15 protein-coding genes are annotated in these 20,711 nt (G+C 42.1%); 9 read left to right on the top strand and 6 right to left on the bottom strand.

Translation table 11 applies throughout. The annotated features are described in order from the left end of the window. Positions 1–2 precede the first annotated feature (2 nt). The 3 genes from WA256_RS12540 to WA256_RS12530 form a co-directional block, all read right to left on the bottom strand. Positions 3–425, bottom strand: a complete 423-nt coding sequence (locus tag WA256_RS12540; protein ID WP_054561295.1) for a hypothetical protein — start codon at positions 423–425, stop codon at positions 3–5. An 18-nt stretch (positions 426–443) separates the two neighbouring features. Then, a complete protein-coding gene (locus WA256_RS12535) occupies positions 444–1,298 on the bottom strand; it encodes a prepilin-type N-terminal cleavage/methylation domain-containing protein (RefSeq protein WP_130166485.1) in 855 nt (284 codons plus the stop codon). Between the two features lie 237 nt (positions 1,299–1,535). Next, positions 1,536–2,060 (bottom strand): carboxymuconolactone decarboxylase family protein, encoded by a 525-nt coding sequence (locus WA256_RS12530; RefSeq protein ID WP_130166484.1) that lies wholly within the window; start codon positions 2,058–2,060, stop codon positions 1,536–1,538. A gap of 229 nt (positions 2,061–2,289) precedes the next feature. On the opposite strand from WA256_RS12530, the gene WA256_RS12525 reads away from it, so the two are divergent. After that, positions 2,290–3,174, top strand: coding sequence for an AraC family transcriptional regulator (locus WA256_RS12525; RefSeq protein WP_130166483.1), 885 nt, complete (start codon positions 2,290–2,292; stop codon positions 3,172–3,174). Positions 3,175–3,201: 27 nt separating this feature from the next. Here WA256_RS12525 and WA256_RS12520 read toward each other — a convergent pair whose 3' ends face one another. Together WA256_RS12520 and WA256_RS12515 are read right to left on the bottom strand one after the other, a co-directional pair. After that, on the bottom strand, positions 3,202–3,600 hold the full coding sequence (locus WA256_RS12520) for a DUF2750 domain-containing protein (RefSeq protein ID WP_054561299.1): 399 nt from the start codon (positions 3,598–3,600) through the stop codon (positions 3,202–3,204). 85 nt (positions 3,601–3,685) lie between these two features. Then, complete coding sequence (locus tag WA256_RS12515; RefSeq protein WP_130166482.1) at positions 3,686–4,267, bottom strand: TetR/AcrR family transcriptional regulator; 582 nt, start codon at positions 4,265–4,267, stop codon at positions 3,686–3,688. 330 nt (positions 4,268–4,597) lie between these two features. Here WA256_RS12515 and WA256_RS12510 point away from each other — a divergent pair, with 330 nt between their 5' ends. The 8 genes from WA256_RS12510 (at position 4,598) to WA256_RS12475 (ending at position 20,037) form a co-directional block, all read left to right on the top strand. After that, the gene (locus WA256_RS12510) at positions 4,598–5,641 is read left to right on the top strand and encodes an alkene reductase (protein WP_130166481.1); all 1,044 of its coding nucleotides are present in this window, start codon (positions 4,598–4,600) and stop codon (positions 5,639–5,641) included. Between the two features lie 212 nt (positions 5,642–5,853). Then, on the top strand, positions 5,854–8,211 hold the full coding sequence (locus WA256_RS12505; RefSeq protein ID WP_335991897.1) for a TonB-dependent receptor domain-containing protein: 2,358 nt from the start codon (positions 5,854–5,856) through the stop codon (positions 8,209–8,211). Positions 8,212–8,268: 57 nt separating this feature from the next. Further along, positions 8,269–9,396: an alkaline phosphatase family protein gene (locus WA256_RS12500; protein ID WP_335991896.1), complete on the top strand. Its 1,128-nt coding sequence runs from the start codon at positions 8,269–8,271 to the stop codon at positions 9,394–9,396. Positions 9,397–9,437: 41 nt separating this feature from the next. Continuing rightward, complete coding sequence (locus WA256_RS12495; protein WP_335992111.1) at positions 9,438–10,454, top strand: alkaline phosphatase D family protein; 1,017 nt, start codon at positions 9,438–9,440, stop codon at positions 10,452–10,454. A gap of 153 nt (positions 10,455–10,607) precedes the next feature. Beyond that, a complete protein-coding gene (gene recC, locus WA256_RS12490) occupies positions 10,608–13,952 on the top strand; it encodes an exodeoxyribonuclease V subunit gamma (RefSeq protein ID WP_335991892.1) in 3,345 nt (1,114 codons plus the stop codon). Continuing rightward, positions 13,939–17,514 carry an exodeoxyribonuclease V subunit beta gene (gene recB / locus WA256_RS12485; RefSeq protein ID WP_335991889.1) on the top strand — a complete coding sequence of 1,192 codons (3,576 nt, stop codon included), beginning with the start codon at positions 13,939–13,941 and terminating at the stop codon, positions 17,512–17,514. Before recC ends, recB begins: the two co-directional genes overlap by 14 nt. Further along, a complete protein-coding gene (recD, locus tag WA256_RS12480) occupies positions 17,511–19,595 on the top strand; it encodes an exodeoxyribonuclease V subunit alpha (protein ID WP_240701466.1) in 2,085 nt (694 codons plus the stop codon). Before recB ends, recD begins: the two co-directional genes overlap by 4 nt. Continuing rightward, the gene (locus tag WA256_RS12475) at positions 19,582–20,037 is read left to right on the top strand and encodes a GNAT family N-acetyltransferase (protein WP_130166475.1); all 456 of its coding nucleotides are present in this window, start codon (positions 19,582–19,584) and stop codon (positions 20,035–20,037) included. Before recD ends, WA256_RS12475 begins: the two co-directional genes overlap by 14 nt. On the opposite strand, the gene WA256_RS12470 is transcribed toward WA256_RS12475, so the two are convergent. Next, a complete protein-coding gene (locus WA256_RS12470) occupies positions 20,034–20,663 on the bottom strand; it encodes a trimeric intracellular cation channel family protein (protein WP_062565213.1) in 630 nt (209 codons plus the stop codon). The two genes, WA256_RS12475 and WA256_RS12470, sit on opposite strands and share 4 nt — an antisense overlap. Positions 20,664–20,711: the final 48 nt, after the last annotated feature.

Below are 20,711 nucleotides of genomic sequence, written 5' to 3'. Positions count from 1 at the left end.
ACTCATTCCATATATATTTTGTCGTCTTTGGCATCAAACGTGATTGTTGAATCACCATGTGGAATGGTTAAGCGAAAATGTTCATTGGTAATTTTTTCATAAGTTACATCCATGACAGACGCGATAGGGCTTGGTAAATCGTCTGGCAGTTCTCCGTAAGTTGTGCGGTAATGTTCAACATCTTCTGCAATCATTAATAATGCCACTGAGCTGCCTGTTTGATAATCTCTGTCGTAATTTACAGGGTGGGTTTCATGGCCAATTAGTAGAGTTTTTGCTAACAAAAATCCAAAAGCAATATATGCGGCATAAGGAAGCCAGCTAGGTAATACAATGGAAGCTCTATTTTTATTTCGTTGATTATTTTGCGTTTCATCCATCGCTTCCGCGATACTTTCTTGCCATCGTTTATTGGTTGAAATCATTTTTATCTTCCTAATTTTTTAATCATGATGCCCATGCTGTTGGCCTATATGTTGATCTGGATGTTTTACCCAGCCAGGAGGCCAATTCAAGTTAGAACCAGCATTGCTTCGACTGCCCGATTCTGAATCACCATTGGTACTAGTTTCTGTACTTGTACTCGTTTGGCTACCTGTGTTGCTATCTCCACTATTTCTATCTGGAGGTTGGGTGTTACCTGTGTTACTTGCGTCAGGAAGTTGAGTATTACCTGTATTGCTAGCATCAGGTTGCTGATTAGTCCCTGCATCAGTTAATTTTGGTGGTTGATTTATTTTGGGAGGGTTTGTATTTGTTTCTGAAGGTATTAAATTGGTTTGGTGAGTCTCATAAGGTGTTGCTAATGCAATAATCATCATATTAGGAGTCACAAAAGAATGTTTTAATTCAGTTACATGATCCAAGGCATTGAGTACATTCAATCCGTTTTGACTATTTGCTTTTAAAAATAAAACAGGAAAAGCCTCATGACCCGTAAAATTAAAATAACCAGAGTGATTAACTAACTGAGCTGAAAATTGAATACCAAACTCTTCTGAAAATTGATTGGCAAGCCCAGGTAAATAGCTTGGGGCTTGACCAAAGCTTGAACTCGAAAGCTGATTTGGCTTTGCTAATGCATCAGGTGAAGTTGCAATAACATCCTGATAAGCAAGGCCAATAGAGTGGATTCTATATAATAAGGTGGCTGCCTTAGATTCATTTACATAGCCTTGATAATTAGGCAAGGCGATTAAGGATAAGATCCCTATAATTGAGATAGCCACCATAAGCTCAACTAATGTGAACCCTTTACTTTTAAAAGAGTTGAGCTTTATCAAAATCGTTGATTTCATTAATACAATTCACTATTTAAGTAATATCTTCTTAAATATAGACAAACTTATAGTTTTTTCATCTTAGTAGTATTTTTATTTTTTATAACTTAAGGCGGGTTAATCAAGTGATTTCAATACTCTATAATTTATTTAGTTGAAGCTTAGCAGAGGCGTTTTCTTAACTATCCGAAAACTTAGACAAATTTCAATGTGCAGCAAAGTTCTCGGATAAAATAGAGTACTTATACGCTTTTCTTAACCCACCTTAGCAAAGTGTTTTTCAAGATTACATTTAGCGCGCATTGCTATGTGGCTACTGACCTTTCTGGCAAGTTCTATTACTAATAATTCAAGTTGTTCACGACTATAACCAAGCAATACACAGCGTTTAAGTTGCTCGCTAACTAAGCTGCTGGCATCGTCTAGGGCAAATAAAGCGCCTAAAGAGGCAAGCTCAAATACTGTGTTGTTTTGCTGCTCTATGCCAAACGGCAGCTGACCGAATGTCAGTGCGGTTTTTAGCTGTTGCTCTGTGCGCTTGATAAGCAACGTATTTGAACCCTGAATATCATCAAGGGACTTTAAAATCTCTAGCGCCAGCAATGCTTTTGGCACCCCAGAATACACACTAATATGCGGTAAAATATCACACAACTCTTGCATTGAAACGCCATCATTCAATGCGTGCTGACATGCTCGTTTTAACAAAGGCTTGTCATGAACGGTGACCAAAGCAGCGATCGCGACAAACACAAATAAATCCGTGTTGTTATGGTTCATAATTTCTCTTTTGATTTTAGATATTGAATGTATTGAGGTTTTGTAGCTTTGGCTGATTGCAAAGAGCATGCAATCGAAAAATTGAAAATACATTATGGTTGATGATGGCGATTTCTGCTTGCCATAAATGATTTAATTTTTGCCTAAAATAACGAACTGTTACCCAAAATGGTCCTAACCTCAAATTACGGTGATACACTTAATTGAGTATTTCTTAGAGGTAATCTAAATGCGTCAGGCATTAATAGAAGCGGTTAAAGCGATAGCGATTTCAGACGGTAATTTTGAAACGGCGATTTCTGAGTTATTGGTGTTCAGACGAAGCGAAGTTTCATTACCGATGGCCTGCGTGTATGAGTTAGGGCTGGGTATTAGCTTGCAAGGTGCAAAGCGAGTTGTGTTGGGTGAACATAGTTATGATTACACTGACGGCCAATCATTGGTGACCTCAGTCGATGTGCCCGTAGCTTCACAAATAACGCGTGCTAGTAAAGAGCAGCCATTTTACGGCATTTACTTACGCTTAGATGCCCATGAGATCAGCCACATTGTTGCTGAAATGGAGTTTGCTGGGCAAGGCAAGTTCCCTAAACACCAAGCTATGTCGGTGGTTGATACTGATAATGGCCTGCTTGATGCTTTACTTAGGCTTATTCAACTCGACAAAGAGCCTCAATTAAAAGCTAACCTTGCGCCACTTATTAAAAAAGAAATTATATTGCGCTTGTTAAATAGTCCACACAGCCCTTATTTAAGGCAAATTGTGATGTCTGGTTCTGCCCATCAAAAAATAGCCAAGATCTTATGCTGGTTAAAAGAAAACTACACGAGTCAATTTTCAATTGATGATTTAGCCCGTGATGCGCACATGAGTCCGTCGACATTCAGGCTACATTTTCGTGATGTGGTAAAGATGAGCCCATTGCAATACGTAAAAAACCTACGGTTGCAGGCGGCAAGGCAATTAATGCTGAATGAGCGAATTGATGTAGGCTCTGCGGCTTTAAAAGTGGGCTATGAGAGTCCATCCCAGTTTAGCCGCGAATACACACGCTTTTTTGGCAAGCCACCGATAAAAGATATTTCGGCACTGCGGTTACAACAAATCGCATAAAAAAGGGAGCGCTTGGCTCCCTTGTACTTAAAATCGTCTTTTTGGCATTCTCAGTTGTGAGTCAAACTCATCGGGGAATAAAATTGTGCCGTCGTCTTGGTCTGTTGGGAATACAGCGATGAGTAAGTCATCTTGCTCAAGGCCAGGTGTCCAGCGACTTAACCAGTCTTTTACAGGGATGGCTTTTGGGGTGCAGTCTTGCCATTCACCGGTTGCCCAGCTTTGGGCAAATTCACGGCTAGGCCATACAGGCACGCAGTCGTCGTCTTCGTTTGAGAGCATGACGCAGCCATGTTCATCATTGAGGATCCACACTTGTTTAAACTCTTGAACCGTTTCAAACATATAAGCGAGTCGTTTCTTAGCGCCTAAGGCGAGTACAGCATCAAACTCAGTTTCAACACGTTTAGCAGTTGCATTATTCATGACAGGCTCACTCTTTTAGTTATACACAGCTACACCTTAATCATAAGGTGATAAATTAATATGACAAGTAAAGTTAATAGCTAAATTAATTTACTAATGCAGCAAATAGATCGTCAGCAAGTTGTTGCAGAGATTTAGGGTCTTGATTTGTCAGCGCATAGGTACGAATACCGTATATGCCCATCACTAAAAAGCGCGCCAACTGTTGCGCTGACTTGCTACTTACAAATTCGTTGTTATCTAGCGCTTTTTGAAGTTGTTCGGCGAGAGCATGCTCATAAGCGTTTAAGTTACCACGCAGCACAGTGCAAATTTGTGGGTCGTTGCCTTCAACCTCAGAAATACTCTTTGTAAGCAAGCACACTTTAGCTACTTCACCTTCAATACATTCATCGACAATCACAGTTAAGTAATGTTTGAGGGTCGATAAAATTGATTGTTGGTTATTGAAAAGGGCAGTAAATTGTTGGTTTCTATCTTTTTGATACTGCTCCGTAGCGGCTAAAAACAAGCCTTTTTTGTTGCCATAAGCCGCGTAAATAGAACCCGGATGAAGGTGAGTTACTTCTTTTAATTTTTGCATACTGGTCTTCGCATAGCCATATTGCATAAAAGCATGCATGGCTTGGCGTAGTACAAATTCAGTATCAAATTCAGCAGTTCTCATTAAAGCTCCTCACGGTATATAATACCAATCCGCAATAATACTTAGTCATTTTGAGGGATTAAACCTGTCGCTACCCGCGTTAAAATTTCTGATTTACGACTGCATGGATGCAGAAGGTAGAGCAATGCAGGAGCAATTGCCGAGCACAACTAAATAACGAAATTTTTGCCTTGTTATCAACGAGGTTTTCTTGCCTCAAAATAGACCACTTAATTAAGCGAATTGGTATAAACGAAGTTTACGTAATCTTGAACGATTATTCAAAATAAACCTTGAAGTGTGTATGTTTCGCCCTTATCTTGAATGTATGTTCAAGATAAGGATAAAACCATGACAACCGATTTACTTTCTCCGTTTAAATTAAACGACAGCATTGAGCTGCAAAACCGAGTACTAATGGCACCACTTACGCGCTGTATGAGCGACGATAACCTAGTACCTACACAAGCAATGGTTGATTATTATGCACGCCGTGCTGATGCGGGCTTAATTATTAGTGAAGCAACGATTATCCGCCCAGATGCCCAAGGTTATCCAAATACGCCGGGTTTATTTACCAGTGAACAAATTCAAGGTTGGAAGAAAGTGACCGATGCTGTGCACGCCAAAGGCGGCAAAATGTTTGCTCAGCTTTGGCATGTAGGTCGTGTTGCTCATCCTCACTTTTTTGGTGGTGATGTACTGGCACCATCAGCAATTGGTATTGAAGGTTCGGTACCAAGAATGCGTGAATTAACTTACGTTACTCCAAAAGCGGCAACCATCGAAGACATCCAAGGTTTGATTGCTGACTACGCAAAAGCGGCGGAAAATGCAATTGAAGCGGGTTTTGACGGGGTTGAAATTCATGGTGCGAATGGTTACTTAATTGATCAATTCTTACACTTTGCTGCCAACCAACGTGAAGACCAATACGGTCAAACACCAGAAAACATGTCGCGTTTTGCTCTTGAAGTCGTTGATGCAGTAGTGGCAGCAATTGGTGCAAATAAAACTGCATTACGTTTATCGCCAGGCGCGTATTTTAATATGACTGAAAGTGACGGTGATAAGGCGGTATTTGATTATCTATTACCAGCCCTTGAAACACGTAACCTTGCGTACTTACATGTTGGTATTTTTGATGACAGCATGCGCTTTGCAAGCTTAGGTGATAAGTCGGCGTCTGAATATATGCGCGGTGCATACAAAGGTACCTTAGTCGGGGTAGGCAGCTATAGCTTTGAGACAGCTAATCAAGCTATCGATAATAACCAATTTGACTTAATTGCGATTGGTCGCCCATTCATTGCGAACCCAGATTACATCAGTAAAGTTAAAAATGGTGAAGCGTTAACACCATACAGCGACGAAATGCTGGCTGAACTGATTTAAGCAAACCTAATAATATTGTCCAACCAACAAGCGCTCAGTTAATTTAACTGGGCGTTTTTTCTAATACTTTCTTATTTATTAAACAGTTAAGTCTTAAATCTGCCATGAAAATGCATTAATTGTTTAATTGTTGTGTCAAAAATTTTGACCCTAAATGTCATACACGCTCTGCATACTGTGCCCGCTTTTAAATACGTAACCTTGGAAAAACAATGAGCACAGTAACTAAAAAAACAAAGCTAAGCCTTATAGTCGCAACGCTTTTAGCAACATCGGCAAATGCAAACTCGAATAACGAAATTGAAGAAATTACCGTTGTTGCAAAGCCAACCAGTTATGCAAATAACGTTATTGAACCTGCCATGCTTGAGCAACAAAGTTCAGTATCAAGCGTGTTAGCCGTGATTGATAACCTACCGGGTATCAGCATCAACGAAGGTGATGCGTTTGGTGGTGACGATTGGTCAACCACCATTACTATGCGTGGCTTTAGTATTGATGGTAATCAACAGCAATTAGGAATGACGATTGATGGTATTCCTAATGGTGGTTCTAACTATGGTGGCGGTGCAAAAGCAAACCGTTACTTAGACAGCGAAAACTTAGCAACAGTTGAAGTAGGGCAAGGTACGTCTGATATTGCCTCAGCCTCACTCGAAGCATTAGGCGGTACTTTCAATTTTGTGAGTGCACAACCGAGTACCGAGCAAAGCACCACGTTTGCTTACACAACGGGCGATCATAACGCTAGCCGCTACTTTGTGAAGCACGAAACCGGCACTGTGTTTGATAACACGCAAGCCTATATCAGCTATTCGCAAACAGACACTAGCCGCTGGGTTGGTGATGGCAGCAATGGTGGTAAAGACAATCAGCACATCGAAGCGAAGTTTGTATCAGACTTTAGTGACTTAACTGTAACAGGTCGTGTTTCGTATGATGATGTTCACGAAATTAACTATAACAGCATCAGCATTAGTGAGTTTGAACAAAACCCTGATTGGGATCGTTTAACTTGGAATTGGACTGGCGTGCCGCATTTTGATCAAATGTTTGCTGAGGGCTGGGGTACACTGCGTGAAAATACCCTTGCGTATGTAAAGTTTGATTACGCGTTAAGTGCCACTTCAAACTTAAGCTTGTCACCTTACTATCATAAAAATTCAGGTCGTGGTGATTGGATCCCGCCTTATTTAACGTCACCGGTTGATGGCGATGGCAATCCAACAACAATTGGCGGCGAAAACGCTGGCAGCTACGGCTTTACAGATAGCGACGGTAATCCACTTGCACCAGCTGCGGGTTGTACTGCAAGTTTAGAATGGCCATGGTCTTCAGGCCCTGGCTTAAACCCAGCCTGTTACCCAGATGATGCTATTCCGGTTATGTCGTATCGTCATACTCACTACAAAAAAGACCGCTTAGGTATGACCGGTGAGTACCAAGTAACCCTTGGCAATCATGATATTGAAGCCGGTTTTTGGTTTGAGCAAACAGACCGTGATGAGTCACGTGACTGGCATAAAGTTATTGATGCCCGTATTTATCATCACTTTGACCATACGCCGTATTGGACACAGTATAAAAACACCTTCGAAACAGATACATTCAAGTGGTACGTACAAGACTCAATCAGTTTAGGCGACTTCACACTTAATTTAGGTGCTAAACAGTACCTTGTTGAGCTTCAGCGTTATAATCATTTTGAAGATGAATACTCAGATAAAATCGACAGTGATTCAGACGTCCTATTCAGCGGTGGTGTGCTTTATCAGCTATCTGCAAGCACAGAGTTATTTACCAGCTACAGCGAAAACTTTGCAGCAATTAAAGATGGTGTACTTGAACGTGATTCATCAACACTGACCGAAATTGAACCTGAAACAGCTGAAAACATCGACCTAGGTGTACGTTACAGTGATGACCGTTTACGTTTAACGGCAACCGCTTACAGCATCGAATTTGATAACCGTATTACCTTTATTGCTCCGGGCAGTGATACCGATGGTATTGACTACACGATCGGCACGAACGGTTCTTACATCAACGTTGGTGGTATTGAGTCAACGGGTGTTGAGCTTTCAGCAAGCTATATGCTGACTGAGAAATGGAATCTTTACACATCGTATACCTACAATAACTCTGAGTATCAATCGAACGATCCAAGTGCTTACAACAGCGATGGTGAGCTACTTGAGGATGCATCAGCCAGCTTTAAAGCGGGTGATGAAGTGATTGACTCAGCACAAGATTTATTTGTGGTATCGGCAGACTACTACAGCGGTGATTTCCGCTTTGGTTTATCGGCTAAATACACAGGTGAGCGTTTAGGTGCATGGACTGATGAGCAAACCCGTTCGCGTAACGAGGTTGATGGTTACACCTTGGTTGATTTAAACATTGGTTATAACACCAGTCTTGATTCAGGCGTGTTTAAATCAATCGACCTTGCATTTGTGGTGAATAACCTGTTTGATAAATCATATCTAGCGGGTGGTACAGGTAATGGTTCAACCTACTTTATTGGTGCACCACGTACCGCAGCTTTAACACTTACAGCGCAGTTTTAAGTAATAAGCTAACGTTTAAAACAGCCCATCGTTGATGGGCTTTTTTGCAGGTGAAATATGAAAAAATTAATTTTAGCCACGGCGGTGGTAGCGGCATCACTATTAAGCTTAAACAGTAAAGCTGCCGACAATGTTGTGCTCATTACCCTTGATGGCCTTCGCTGGCAAGAAGTGTTCTCTGGTGCAGATAAAAACCTAATCGATAACACTGATTTTGTTGCAGATACAGATGAACTAAAGGCGCTTTTTTGGCGAGATGACCAAGCACAGCGAACTCAAGCGTTAATGCCATTTTTTAGCGAAACATTGGCAAAACAAGGCGTTTTGATTGGCGATAGAACGCAAGGCTCATTGATGTCGGTAAGCAACCCGTGGTATTTCTCATACCCAGGTTACAGTGAAATTTTAACCGGTATGGTAGATGAAAATATCGATAGTAACGATAAAGTGCCTAACCCCAATAAAACGATTTTAGAGAGTTTAAATACTCAGCCAGAGTTTAAAGGTAAAACCGCGCTTTTTGGTAGCTGGGATGTGTTTCCCTATATTGTAAATCGTGAGCGCAGTGGGGTTTATGTTAATGCTGGCTTTGAAACTTTTGATGCGGTGAAGTCAAAGGAAGTGACTCTGCTAAACCAAATGCAAAGCGAGATCCCAAGTCCTTGGCACAATGTTCGCCTCGACAGCTTTACCTACCGATTTGCCAAACAATATTTATTAAATAAACAGCCGCGTTTGCTTGTTATTAGCTTGGGTGAAACCGATGACTTTGCCCATAACGGTAAATACGATGCCTATTTAAAATCGGCTAAACAAAGTGATGCGTTTATTCGTGACCTTTGGCAAACAATTCAACAAACACCGGGCTATAAAGACAATACCACATTGATCATTACCACCGATCATGGCCGTGGCAGTCATGCAGATGATTGGCAGCATCATAGTTCGAAGCGTGCTTTAGCTCGTTCAGAGCAAGGTAAGCAACGTTTTCCAAACGGCATTGTTGGCTCTGAGCATATTTGGTTAGCGGCGATCGGCCCAGATATAAAAGCAAAGGGCTTAATAAAGCCCAAAAATGAGCTTAAACAAGCACAAGTGGCTGCAACTGTGTTGAGCGTTTTAGGCGTCAACAGTCAGCAAGTTAACCCGAAAATGGCCGCGCCGATTAAGGAGATTTTAAAATGAGTTTAACGCTTAGTTTTTTTAGAAGCGCCTTATCTGGATTAATGCTGGTTAGTTGTGCGAGTGCGATTGCCGCACCGAGTAAAATTTTGTTTGGCTCATGTGGTCATCAAGACAAGGCTATTCCCATTTTTGATGCCATCAACAAAGAGCAAGCCGATTTATTTATGTTCCTTGGCGATAACATTTATGGAGATACCGAAGATATGTCGGTACTTGCCGATAAATATCAACGTTTAGGGCAAAAGCCGGGCTTTAAAACATTACGTGCAAATACACCTATAATAGCCATGTGGGATGACCACGATTATGGCGAAAATGATGCTGGCAGTGAATACCCCAAAAAACAGCAGTCACGAAAAATCATGCTCGACTTTTGGCAAGAGCCTGCGGATTCTGCTCGCAGGACTCGTGAAGATGGTATTTACACTTCGTACACGTACGGTGAAGGTGAGCAAACAGTAAAAGTCATCATGCCAGATCTGCGTTTTAATCGCGCACCGTTGAATCACGTATCGGCGATGACCTATCAGCTTGAACGAAAACCTGCAAAACAAGGGCCTTATAGCCCAACAACCGATAAAAACGCATCTATGCTTGGCGAAAGTCAATGGCAATGGCTTGAACAAGAGCTCAAGTCAGATGAAAAGATAAAAATCATTGCCTCAAGCTTGCAGCTATTAGCTGATTTTACAGGCTGGGAGTCATGGGCAAATTATCCGGCTGATCGTGAGCGTTTATTTGCGCTTATTAAAAAGCATAAAGTAAATGGTGTGATTATTGTCAGTGGTGATACCCACTGGGGTGAGCTGTCTAAGTATCAACAAAATCTAGATTATCCTTTATATGAAATGACCAGCTCGGGGCTTACAGAAAAGTGGAAAGATGTTAGCCCTAATAAACACCGTGTGGGTGATTACACTCATGAGGTTAACTACGGCGATTTAACAATCGATTGGCAAAAAGCAGACCCTACCATTCGTATTGCGCTTAAAGGTATCAAGGGTGATGAGATAATTCACACTGAGTTCGCGTTATCGACGATAAGCCCATACCAGTAAATATTGCCAGCTGCGCATATATTTAACACATGCCCGTAGCTCATGCCCGCAAACATGGAATAAGCCTTGTTTGCGGGTATTTCTCTCTATCCCATCTAATTAAAATATCTTACACTGTGTCAATTAGTTAGTTTCAAGCAAGGACAGTGTAAAGTGCTGAATATAATTCAATCAAATCGCATGGAAGCACTGCAAGCGCGGTTTCACGCTCTTCTTAAAGTTAATCCATTAACGAGTCCCTTTAAAAAAGAAATTGTGCTTGTGCAGTCACCAGGTATGTCGCAGTGGCTAAAAATAGGTTTAAGTGAACACTTAGGGATTGCCGCTCAGGTTGATTTTCCGCTACCTTCGAGTTTTATATGGCAGCTTTACCAACAATTATTGCCAGATGTACCCAGTGAATCACCGTATAACAAAGCGAACCTTGCTTGGAAGCTGTTTGCTATTTTACCAAACTGCATTGATGAGCCGCTGTACTTACCGCTGAAAACCTATTTGGATGGTGACAGTGAAGGGCAAAAAACCTTTGCCTTGTGCGAGAAAATTGCCGACGTTTATGACCAATATTTAATGTATCGCCCCAATTGGATTGCCACTTGGGAGCAGGGCATCGATGAACTTGATGATGTTGATGTGGGCATTGCGCCATGGCAGCCAGATCTCTGGCGTAAGCTGGTGGCGCACAGTAAAGAACTAGGGCAAAGCCAATATCACCGCGCCAATATGCAAGACAAACTCCTTGCAGCCCTTGAAAAAATGGACGCAAGCCAATTACCTGAGCGTATTAGCTTATTTGGTATTTCTGCAATTGCGAGTAGCCAGCTTGAAGTGTTTCAGGCCATTGCGAAAAAAACGCAGGTGTTTTTGTTTTTCTTTAACCCAAGTGAACATTACTGGGGCGACACACTCGATGAAAAAACAGCAGCCAAAATTGCTGCTAAATATGCCAAACGCCCGCAGTTACAAGCGCTTGAAGACAGCGCTAAAAACCCTGATCACGAGTACTTTTTTATTGGTAACCCGTTACTATCGTCGTGGGGTAAATTAGGCCGAGACTATTTTGAGCAGTTACTACAACTAGACGCGCAGTGGCTTGACGGATTCGATAACGAGTTTGATCAAAGCTTGCTATCGCAAATTCAGTCTGAAATTTACCAATTAGCTTTTAAGGGTGAATCACTAACGCCTGATAAAGAATGGTTTATTAATGACGAAGGCAAATTGCCGATTCAGGTTGATGACACCAGCATTGTGCTGAGCGATTGTCACACGCCACTACGCGAAGTCGAACGACTACATGATTACTTACTCAATTTATTCAATGAAAATAAAGCGCTAACACCAAAAGATATTATTGTAATGATGCCGGATGTTGGCACATACAGCCCGTATATTGAGGCAGTGTTTGGTGGTGCAGAAGGACGACGCTTTATCCCTTATGCGTTAGCCGATTTAGCCATAGAGCAAGAAAAACCTGTGCTTAGTTCGTTTGCTAGTTTAGCTGACTTACCATACTCACGCTTTGGTGTGTTTGACATTCTTGATTTACTGCAAGTCACACAAATTGCCGAGAAGTTTAACCTCGAAGCCCATGAATATGAGCAAATTGGTTTTTGGCTTGAACGCGTTGGCGTTAAATGGGGCTTAGATGCCGCCCACAAAGACAGTTTTGGCTTACCCGCAATAGATTTAAACACTTGGCAACATGGCCTAAACCGCTTGTTACTTGGCGTTGCGCAACGTGATGAACAATTGCCGTTTTCGGGGGTTTACAGTGCCGATGAAGTTGAGGGCATGGCATTAAATACCTTAAATAAACTAATTGAATTTATTGATGTACTGGCCCGTTATAAAGCCAAGCTGCAAGCTGATGCACCACTTAACGAAAAAGCAGAAATTCTAAAAGAATTATTAAACGATGTGTACAGTGATGAAGGCGAACAAAGCTGGGATTTATTAGTGCTGCAAAAAGTGCTCGATACACTGATTAAGCATTATGACAATGGCGATTACCAACAAGCTGTTTCGCAGCGCATTGTTAGTTACCTTGTAAAACAAGGTATTCAAGAAAAAGGCGTAGGACAGCGCTTTTTAGTGGGGCAAGTTAACTTTTGTACGTTGATGCCAATGCGTGCGGTGCCATTTAAAGTGGTGTGCATGCTAGGTTTAAATGATGCAGATTACCCGCGTACCGTTCAGCCAATTGGTTTTGACTTAGTGCCTTTCTCAAAACGCCAAAAAGGCGACCGCTCTCGTAAGCTCGACGACCGTTACCTGTTTTTAGAAGCGATTTTAAGTGCCCGTGAGAATTTATACATCAGTTATATTGGCCGTTCTTGCTTTGATAACCAACCAAGAATGCCCTCGACTTTAGTGAGTGAGCTTTTGGAATACATAGCCCGTAGCTTTGAGTTTGCTGATCAAGACACTCACTTAAAGCTACCAGAGGCGCTGATTAATTATCAGCACTTACAGCCATTTAACCCAGCTTATTATCTGACCACTAACAAAGAAGGTAAAAAAAGCCAAGCTGATGACGAGCAAAAAGCAAACAAACCGTTAGCCACACAATTACACAGCTATAACCCTGTGTGGATGCCAACTCAAGCTGTTAATCCTGAGCCACAGCAAGCGCTAAGTGTTCAGCCAGAAAACAGTGTTGAGTTAACTCAGTTTATTCGCAGTATTTGCCAGCCGCACGAGAGCTTTTATCAGCAAAGTTTGGGTTTACGCTTACCGCAATTTAACGATATCGCTAAAGATGAAGAGCCATTTAGTTTAGATGCATTACGCCGCTACTTTTACCTTGACGAAATTCTCGAAGCTAGCATTCAAGAGCTACCGCTTAACAAAGCGCAAATAATGCAGCGCGGTGAATTACCCCAAGCCCATGTTGGCGAACTTGTATTTGAAAGTATGCAGCACCGAGTTGATGCGCTTGCTGGGCAAGTAAAAGCGCATATTCAAGGTGATGAAGCATTACCCGTTGAAGTAAATATTAAAATAGCCAACACCACTTTAGAAGGTTGGTTAAATCATATTTATGGTCAAAAACAGGTGTTCTATCGCACCGCCAGTATTAAAGCAAAAGATGTTATTCGCGGCTTTGTGCATCATTTAGCGGCGCAAATAATGGGCCAACCTGTTGAAACCCTTATTCTTGGTTTAGACAAGCAAATTAGTTTTTCCCCCTTGTCAGAAGACGATGCCCGCAGCTATTTAAATGATTGGTTTTTGCTTTATGAAACGCTTTTAACTCGCCCAGTGGCGTTTTTTCCGGTCAGTGGTTACGAGTACATAAAAACAGATAAAGACATGGTCAAAGCAAACAATAAATTCACGCCGCAATACATAGGCATGGGTGAAGGTGAAAACCCATACATTCGCTTAACCATAAAAAGCCTTAAAGACTGTGAAGAAGAGTTTATAAAATGGAGCGAGCTGCTGTTATCGCCAATTGTTGAATTAGCACAGGAGGCAGATCATGCAAACGCTTAATCCAATGAGTATGGCGCTGTGTGGGCAAAGCCTTATTGAAGCCAGTGCCGGTACAGGTAAAACCTATACAATCACAGGTTTGTATTTACGGTATTTGTTGGGCTTACAAAAAGCGACCGGGGAAGATCAACAATTAAATACGCCGCTGAGTGTTGAGCAAATACTGGTGGTGACCTTTACTGAGGCTGCAACTCAAGAAATTAAAGACCGTGTACGGGCGCGTATAATCAATACCAGAGATGCACTGCTTGGTAAAAAGCCAGATGATGAGCTGATTGAACAAGTAATTAACGAGGTAACTGACAAACACGCCGCATTTGATTTGCTAGACGCTGCAGCAAAGTCGATGGATGAAGCCGCTATATTCACCATTCATGGCTTTTGTCAGCGAATGCTGAAACAACATGCTTTTGAGTCAGGGGTGGCGTTTAACTTAGAGTTTATTTTAGATGAGCGTGAGCTTATTCAAGAAACCCTTAATGACTTTTGGCGTGCCTTTGTTTACCCACAATCAAAAGAGCGAACGCAAGCAATTACCGATATTTTCCCAGTGCCGGCGTCACTGTATTCACAGGTAGTGAGTTTACTCAATAAACAAGGGGCAACAATTACCCCTGAGTACGACCTTGACGATATATGGCAAGCGCGCGACAACTTTGTGGCAAAAGTACCGGCATTTAAAACGGCGTGCCGTGAGAGTGAGTTTATTAATGCTGTAAAAGCATCAGATTTAAGTGGTTCAAAAACCCCAGGGCGAAAAAACAGCCTTGCAGCGCTTGAAGAATACTTAAGCAATGACGAGTTGTTTTTTGTATTTGGTACCAATAAATACTCGTTTGAAGTGTGGAGCACAGAGAATTTAAGCGACCCTGCAAATTATAAGAAAAACGGTAGCTTACTCAGTCACGAAATGCTGGCTCAGTTTGATGAAATGGCTAAACTCAGTAGCCTTATCAATAACGGATTGAATATTGCGATAGTTCAATACGCAGCTAAATGGGTGGCAAATGCATTAGCTAAACGCAAGCAAGAGCAAGGCGTTATTACTCCAGATGATTTACTGAGTAACTTGCATCAGGCGCTTTTAAGTGAGCAAGGCCAAGCATTAAGTGAAAAAATTGCCGCTTTGTTTCCGGTTGCCATGATTGACGAATTCCAAGATACCGACCCAGTTCAATATGGCATTTTTAGCCGCATTTATGGCATTAAAAACACCACGCTTGCCATGATAGGTGATCCAAAACAGGCTATTTATGGCTTCCGTGGTGCAGATATTTTTACTTATATTGGCGCAAAACAAGCCGTTTCAGATGACAAGCAATACACCCTAGATACCAACTACCGCTCAAGTGAAGGGGTTGTTGATAGCGTAAACCGCTTATTTGCTAAAAATGCTAATAGCTTTATTTACAACGATGCGATTCCATTTCAAAAGGTCAATGCCAAAGGAAAACAGCAAGACAAAGCGTTTTTAATAAACGGTGAAATGCCCAGTGCGTTTGAATTTTCGGTTTTTGTTGATGAGTACGCCGAAGCCAACAACAAGCCAACCAGCAAAGGGGTGGCTCAACAGGCACTGGCTTTGCAGTATACGAAAAAAATTACTGAGCTACTCAAGCAAGCTAATGCAGGCGCTGCAACCATTGCAGGAAAGCCTCTCACCGCCGCTGATATCTGTGTGTTAGTGCGTGACCGCAACGAAGCACAGTTGATGAAAAACGCACTAGCAGAAGCCGCCATTGCCAGCGTGTATTTGTCCCGTGACAGTGTGTTTAACCAAGAGCTTAGTCATCATTTACTGAACTTTTTAACGGCATTGCATGGACAGTATGATGAATCATTACTGCGTGGTGTGCTTGCTGGGCCATTGTTTTGTTTAAGCTACAACCGTATTTATGAGCTTCACGAAAATGAAAGTGCATGGCAAGAACATCTAAACTTTTTTGCTCAACTTGCCCACATTTGGCATAAACAAGGCGCTATGGCGATGCTCGAGCGTTTATTAAGCCATAATCAGCTCGCAGCGCGTTGGCAAGGCTTAGGCTACAACGTTGAACGCTGGCTCACCGATTTCCGTCATTTAGGGGAAATCTTGCAGCAAAAGCAAATTGAGCTTGAGGGCACCCACAGATTACTGCGTTGGTTTGCACAAAAAGTCAGTCAACAAGATGGTGAAGCGGTGCAAGTACGCCTAGAAAGCGATGCTAACTTGGTGAAAATTGTCACTATGCACGCCTCAAAAGGCTTAGAGTACCCGATTGTATTCATGCCGTTTGCCTGTGGCTACCGTGAAAGCAAAGAAGCCCTTTACCATAAAGACGGTAAGCTTATTTATGACCTTGCTAAAAGTGACGACGCAATGCAAAAAGCAGAGCAAGAGCGCTTAGCTGAAGATTTACGTTTACTTTATGTGGCATTGACACGTGCCGTGCATTTTTGTTCTGTGGGTATGTATAACATTGCCCAAGGTCGTAGCGCTCGCCCTGGTATTCAAAGTACCAGCATTGGCCACGTATTATTTGCAGGGTTAGAGATTAAATCGGGCGATGAATGGCGCGCATTGTTACAAACATTTTGTGAAGGCTCTGCACACATGTACTATGAGGCGTTTAGCGAAGCGGATGAGCTTGAAAAGTTAACATTTGCTGGCGCTGACAGTGAGCAAGCCTATCAAGTTAATACTGTTAAAGCAGACATTCAGCGTGATTGGCGCTCAACCAGCTTTAGTAGCTTAACGCTGAAAAAGCATACTGATCATATTGAGCTTGGTCGCAGTGATGAAGATCACGAAAAGGATGAGTTTTTAGCCCAAAATGCCAATGCTTTAACACCGTACAGCTTCCCTAAAGGGGCAAAGCCAGGTAGTTGTTTGCATGAAATATTTGAGCAATTAGACTTTACCGACCCTTATGCGTTAAAGCGTCCAGCGAGTGAGCAAGACGACCACGCACTAGATAAAGTGATCAAAACGTTATTCGAAAAATACCATATTGACGATAGTTGGCAGGAAATGACCGAGCAGTGGATCCTTGCTGCACTGAATTGCCCATTAAACGATAAAGGGCTTAGTTTATCAGTACTTGAGCCTGATACCTGTTTGGTCGAAATGGAATTTAACTTACCGCTGTTGTCACTCTCAAGCGATAAGCTTAATCAAGTGTTGGTAAAGCACTTTAATTTACCCGGGCAGCTTGATTTTAGTGAGGTACAAGGCTTACTAAAAGGCTTTATAGATTTAATATTTTGCTGGCAGGGTAAGTATTATATTCTTGATTATAAATCGAACTTTTTAGGTAACAGTGCGGCTGATTACCAACATGAGCAACTAGAACAAGCCATGACCAGTCACCAGTATCATTTGCAGTATTTGATATATACCGTGGCATTGCACCGTTTATTAAAACAACGTATTCATGATTACGATAGCGACACGCATTTAGGCGGTGTTTACTACACCTTCTTACGTGGTATGAGCGAAGGGCAAGGGGTGTACTTTAATCAGCTTACTAAACAGCAAATAACTGAGCTTGATAGCTTATTCGCACAAGGAGCCATGCTATGAGTCAAATGACATTCGGCTTTGATGACCATGAGCAAAACGAGCCAATTAATAAGCAACCACAGCAGCCAGCACAACATGCTGAGAGTAACTCAGTGTTGCCTGCCAAAGAGATTAAAACGCAGCCATTACTGAGTTATTTACTTGAGGCAAAACGTATTCGCTTAGTTGATGTGAAACTCGCAGAGCTATTGACAGGTACAGAAACAGTAGCCGGTTCACAATCGTTGATAGAGAATAACGATGCAGCGCACAATGAGGTTTTTTACCTGATTTTATTACTTGCGGCTGCGCAGCAAAGTCAGCACAGCTGTTTAGAGCTGGTGAATATAAACTGGCAAAACCCGTTTGAAATAAGAGAGCAAAGCCTAGCTGATGCCAGCATTGCAGCCCCTGAGGTTTTAACCCCGTTTGATATGGAATTTGGCCTGAATGAGGCTGTTAATAAACTAATGAATGCTGAGTGTGTCGGGGACGACAAACCACTGCTATTGTTTGCCAATAAACTTTACTTTGCCCGATTGGCAGAGTACGAAACCACACTGGCTTCGCGTTTACATCATTTAGCAACGAAAGAACTCACCCTTGATGAAGCCGAATTAACGGCATTACTTGAGGTGTATTTTCCTAATAGTGAACATACAACAAACCCCAGCGATCCTATTAAAACATTAAACTGGCAAAAAGTAGCCTGTGCGATTGCCGCAACAAAAGGCTTTAGTGTGATCACTGGCGGCCCGGGTACCGGTAAAACCACCACAGTAACTAAGCTACTAGCAATATTACAATCTTTGTATGCCAGTGCACCGCTAACAATAAAGCTGGTTGCACCGACAGGTAAAGCGGCAGCGCGTTTAACCGAGTCGATTTTAGGGGCAAAGCAAAAGCTTAGTATGATCCCTGGTTATATCGCGCCACTTATTCCTGAAAGCGCGCAAACGATTCACCGTTTACTGGGCGTTATTCCGCATACCAATAAGTTTCGCCATAACAAGCGTAATCCGCTGCATTTAGATGTACTGATCATTGATGAGGCATCGATGGTAGATTTATCGCTTATGGCAAAACTAATCGAGGCATTACCAAGCCATGCAAGGCTTATTTTACTGGGTGATAAAGACCAATTAGCCTCGGTTGATACGGGCAGTATTCTTAGCGACCTATGCCAAGGGTTAGAGCTTGGCAAAATGCCTGATTACAGTAGTGAAAGAGCAGCGCAGCTTAATCGCGTTTGTTTTAATAATCAGAGCGAAATACCCGCGGCGAGCAGTCATTTTGTACTTAACGATTGTATTGCGTTTTTACAGCAAAGTTATCGTTTTGATGGCAGCAGCGGCATTGGTCAACTAGCACAAGCTGTAAATACCAATAACAGTGGCTTACTGGGCTACGTTGAGCAAACGATTAATCAAGGTGGCTTTAAAGACCTTAAACTTAATTACAGCGTAATTAGTAAACCGATTGAGCAATTTGTGCAACAAGCGGCGTTGCAATATCACGATTATTTGCAGCTTATCCAGCAAGGGGCAAGTGTTGCCAGTGTGCATAAAGCATTTGCGCATTATCAGTTGCTAGCTGCCGTCAGAGAGGGTGATTACGGTGTAAATAGCCTTAATCAGCGTATTGAAAAAGCACTGGCTCAACAAGGTTTAATCTCGCCATATCAAAGGCATTACGTGGGTATGCCAATTATGATCAGCCAAAACGACTACCAGCTAAAACTGTTTAATGGCGACATAGGTATTTTAATGCACGATGAGCAAGGTCAGTTAAAAGCCATGTTTGTTGATGAACAAGAAAATATTCGTGCCTTTTCGCCCGCACGTTTACCTGCTCACGATAAAGTGTATGCTATGACAATTCATAAGTCGCAAGGCTCTGAATTTGCTTACACAGCAATGATTTTACCGCCAATAAAACAGGCTAATCAGGGCATTAACAGACAATTGGTTTACACGGGGATCACCCGCGCGAAAACCACATTTGAGCTGGTGGCCGATAAAAATGTATTGCTTATGGCGATGAATAAATCTGTTACTCGTGCATCAGGTTTATACGATAGGTTAAAACATGAGGCTAGTTAAAGTAACGAGTGACCAACTCAACGAGTTAATGGGTTGGTTTAACTCAGAGGCTGAACTGCGTATTTGGTCTGGGCCATTTTTTAATTACCCATTTGATACGCAAAGCTTTAAAAATGATTTAAACCTAGATGCGCTGAATTCCTTCGCGTTGATTAATGACGAAGGCCAAATGTTAGGGTTTGGTCAATTCTATTTACGTGAAGGTCGTTGCCATTTAGGGCGGCTAGTTATCGCGCCAAGTGAACGTGGTAAAGGTCTTGCAAAAGTGTTGATTAATTTACTAGGAGAGCAGGGCAAACAGCAATTGAACTGCGATAGTTTGTCGTTGTTTGTGTATAGCCACAATACCCTTGCTAAAACAGCCTATGAAAAACTGGGTTTTATACAAACCCAGTATCCAGCGGACATGCCACTCGATGGCTGTATTTATATGACTTGCTAAGAGCGTTTAAAGCTGCTTTTACGAAACAGGTTAGGTTGCCAGCCAAAGTGTATGGCGCCTAATCTTAAACATACCGTCACAGCAAATGCGCCAAGAATGCACCAAATATAACTCACCTCAAGGGTGAATAAAGCCGCGTAAGTTAACCCGCCAGATAAGCAAGCGGTTGAATAAAGTTCTTCGCCCATTACTAAAGGCACTTCTCGGCAGATCACATCACGCATCAGGCCACCAAAAATACCTGTGGTCATACCCATGGTGATGGCTACAACCATATCTGCGCCGCCGATCAGTGCCTTTTCGATACCAATAATGTTGAAAATAGCCATCCCTACGGCATCCATTAATAGCATGGTGGTGTTACTTAAATCGGGTAAGTGACGAATAGATAAAATAGACGCGAATATGGCTATGTAAGTTGCGTACAAATAATCGGGCTGAGCTATCCAAAATACTGGTTTGTTGAGCAATATGTCTCGAAGTGTGCCACCACCCAGAGCTGTGACTGTGGCAACAACCACCACACCAAAACCACCGACACTTTTTTCATGGCCCAGCAAGGTGCCAGAAATAGCAAAAAACGCTACACCGATAATGCTTAAAAAATGAAAGTATTCTGATGTCATGGGGTTTCCTTACCTGTTTATAGTAATCTAACCCTAGCAAAATGAACT

The organism is Pseudoalteromonas sp. CH_XMU1449-3 (assembly GCF_037027245.1).
Taxonomy (GTDB): domain Bacteria; phylum Pseudomonadota; class Gammaproteobacteria; order Enterobacterales; family Alteromonadaceae; genus Pseudoalteromonas; species Pseudoalteromonas shioyasakiensis.
The sequence above is the reverse complement of the archived record's forward strand: the minus strand, read 5'-3'. Positions and strand labels throughout refer to the sequence as shown.

Bases quoted from the DNA above. Each gene is read 5' to 3' on its own strand.
- WA256_RS12540 (WP_054561295.1), bottom strand. From the start codon at position 425: ATGATTTCAACCAATAAACGATGGCAAGAAAGTATCGCGGAAGCGATG.
- WA256_RS12535 (WP_130166485.1), bottom strand. From the start codon at position 1,298: ATGAAATCAACGATTTTGATAAAGCTCAACTCTTTTAAAAGTAAAGGG.
- WA256_RS12530 (WP_130166484.1), bottom strand. From the start codon at position 2,060: ATGAACCATAACAACACGGATTTATTTGTGTTTGTCGCGATCGCTGCT.
- WA256_RS12525 (WP_130166483.1), top strand. From the start codon at position 2,290: ATGCGTCAGGCATTAATAGAAGCGGTTAAAGCGATAGCGATTTCAGAC.
- WA256_RS12520 (WP_054561299.1), bottom strand. From the start codon at position 3,600: ATGAATAATGCAACTGCTAAACGTGTTGAAACTGAGTTTGATGCTGTA.
- WA256_RS12515 (WP_130166482.1), bottom strand. From the start codon at position 4,267: ATGAGAACTGCTGAATTTGATACTGAATTTGTACTACGCCAAGCCATG.
- WA256_RS12510 (WP_130166481.1), top strand. From the start codon at position 4,598: ATGACAACCGATTTACTTTCTCCGTTTAAATTAAACGACAGCATTGAG.
- WA256_RS12505 (WP_335991897.1), top strand. From the start codon at position 5,854: ATGAGCACAGTAACTAAAAAAACAAAGCTAAGCCTTATAGTCGCAACG.
- WA256_RS12500 (WP_335991896.1), top strand. From the start codon at position 8,269: ATGAAAAAATTAATTTTAGCCACGGCGGTGGTAGCGGCATCACTATTA.
- WA256_RS12495 (WP_335992111.1), top strand. From the start codon at position 9,438: ATGCTGGTTAGTTGTGCGAGTGCGATTGCCGCACCGAGTAAAATTTTG.
- recB (WP_335991889.1), top strand. From the start codon at position 13,939: ATGCAAACGCTTAATCCAATGAGTATGGCGCTGTGTGGGCAAAGCCTT.
- recD (WP_240701466.1), top strand. From the start codon at position 17,511: ATGAGTCAAATGACATTCGGCTTTGATGACCATGAGCAAAACGAGCCA.
- WA256_RS12475 (WP_130166475.1), top strand. From the start codon at position 19,582: ATGAGGCTAGTTAAAGTAACGAGTGACCAACTCAACGAGTTAATGGGT.
- WA256_RS12470 (WP_062565213.1), bottom strand. From the start codon at position 20,663: ATGACATCAGAATACTTTCATTTTTTAAGCATTATCGGTGTAGCGTTT.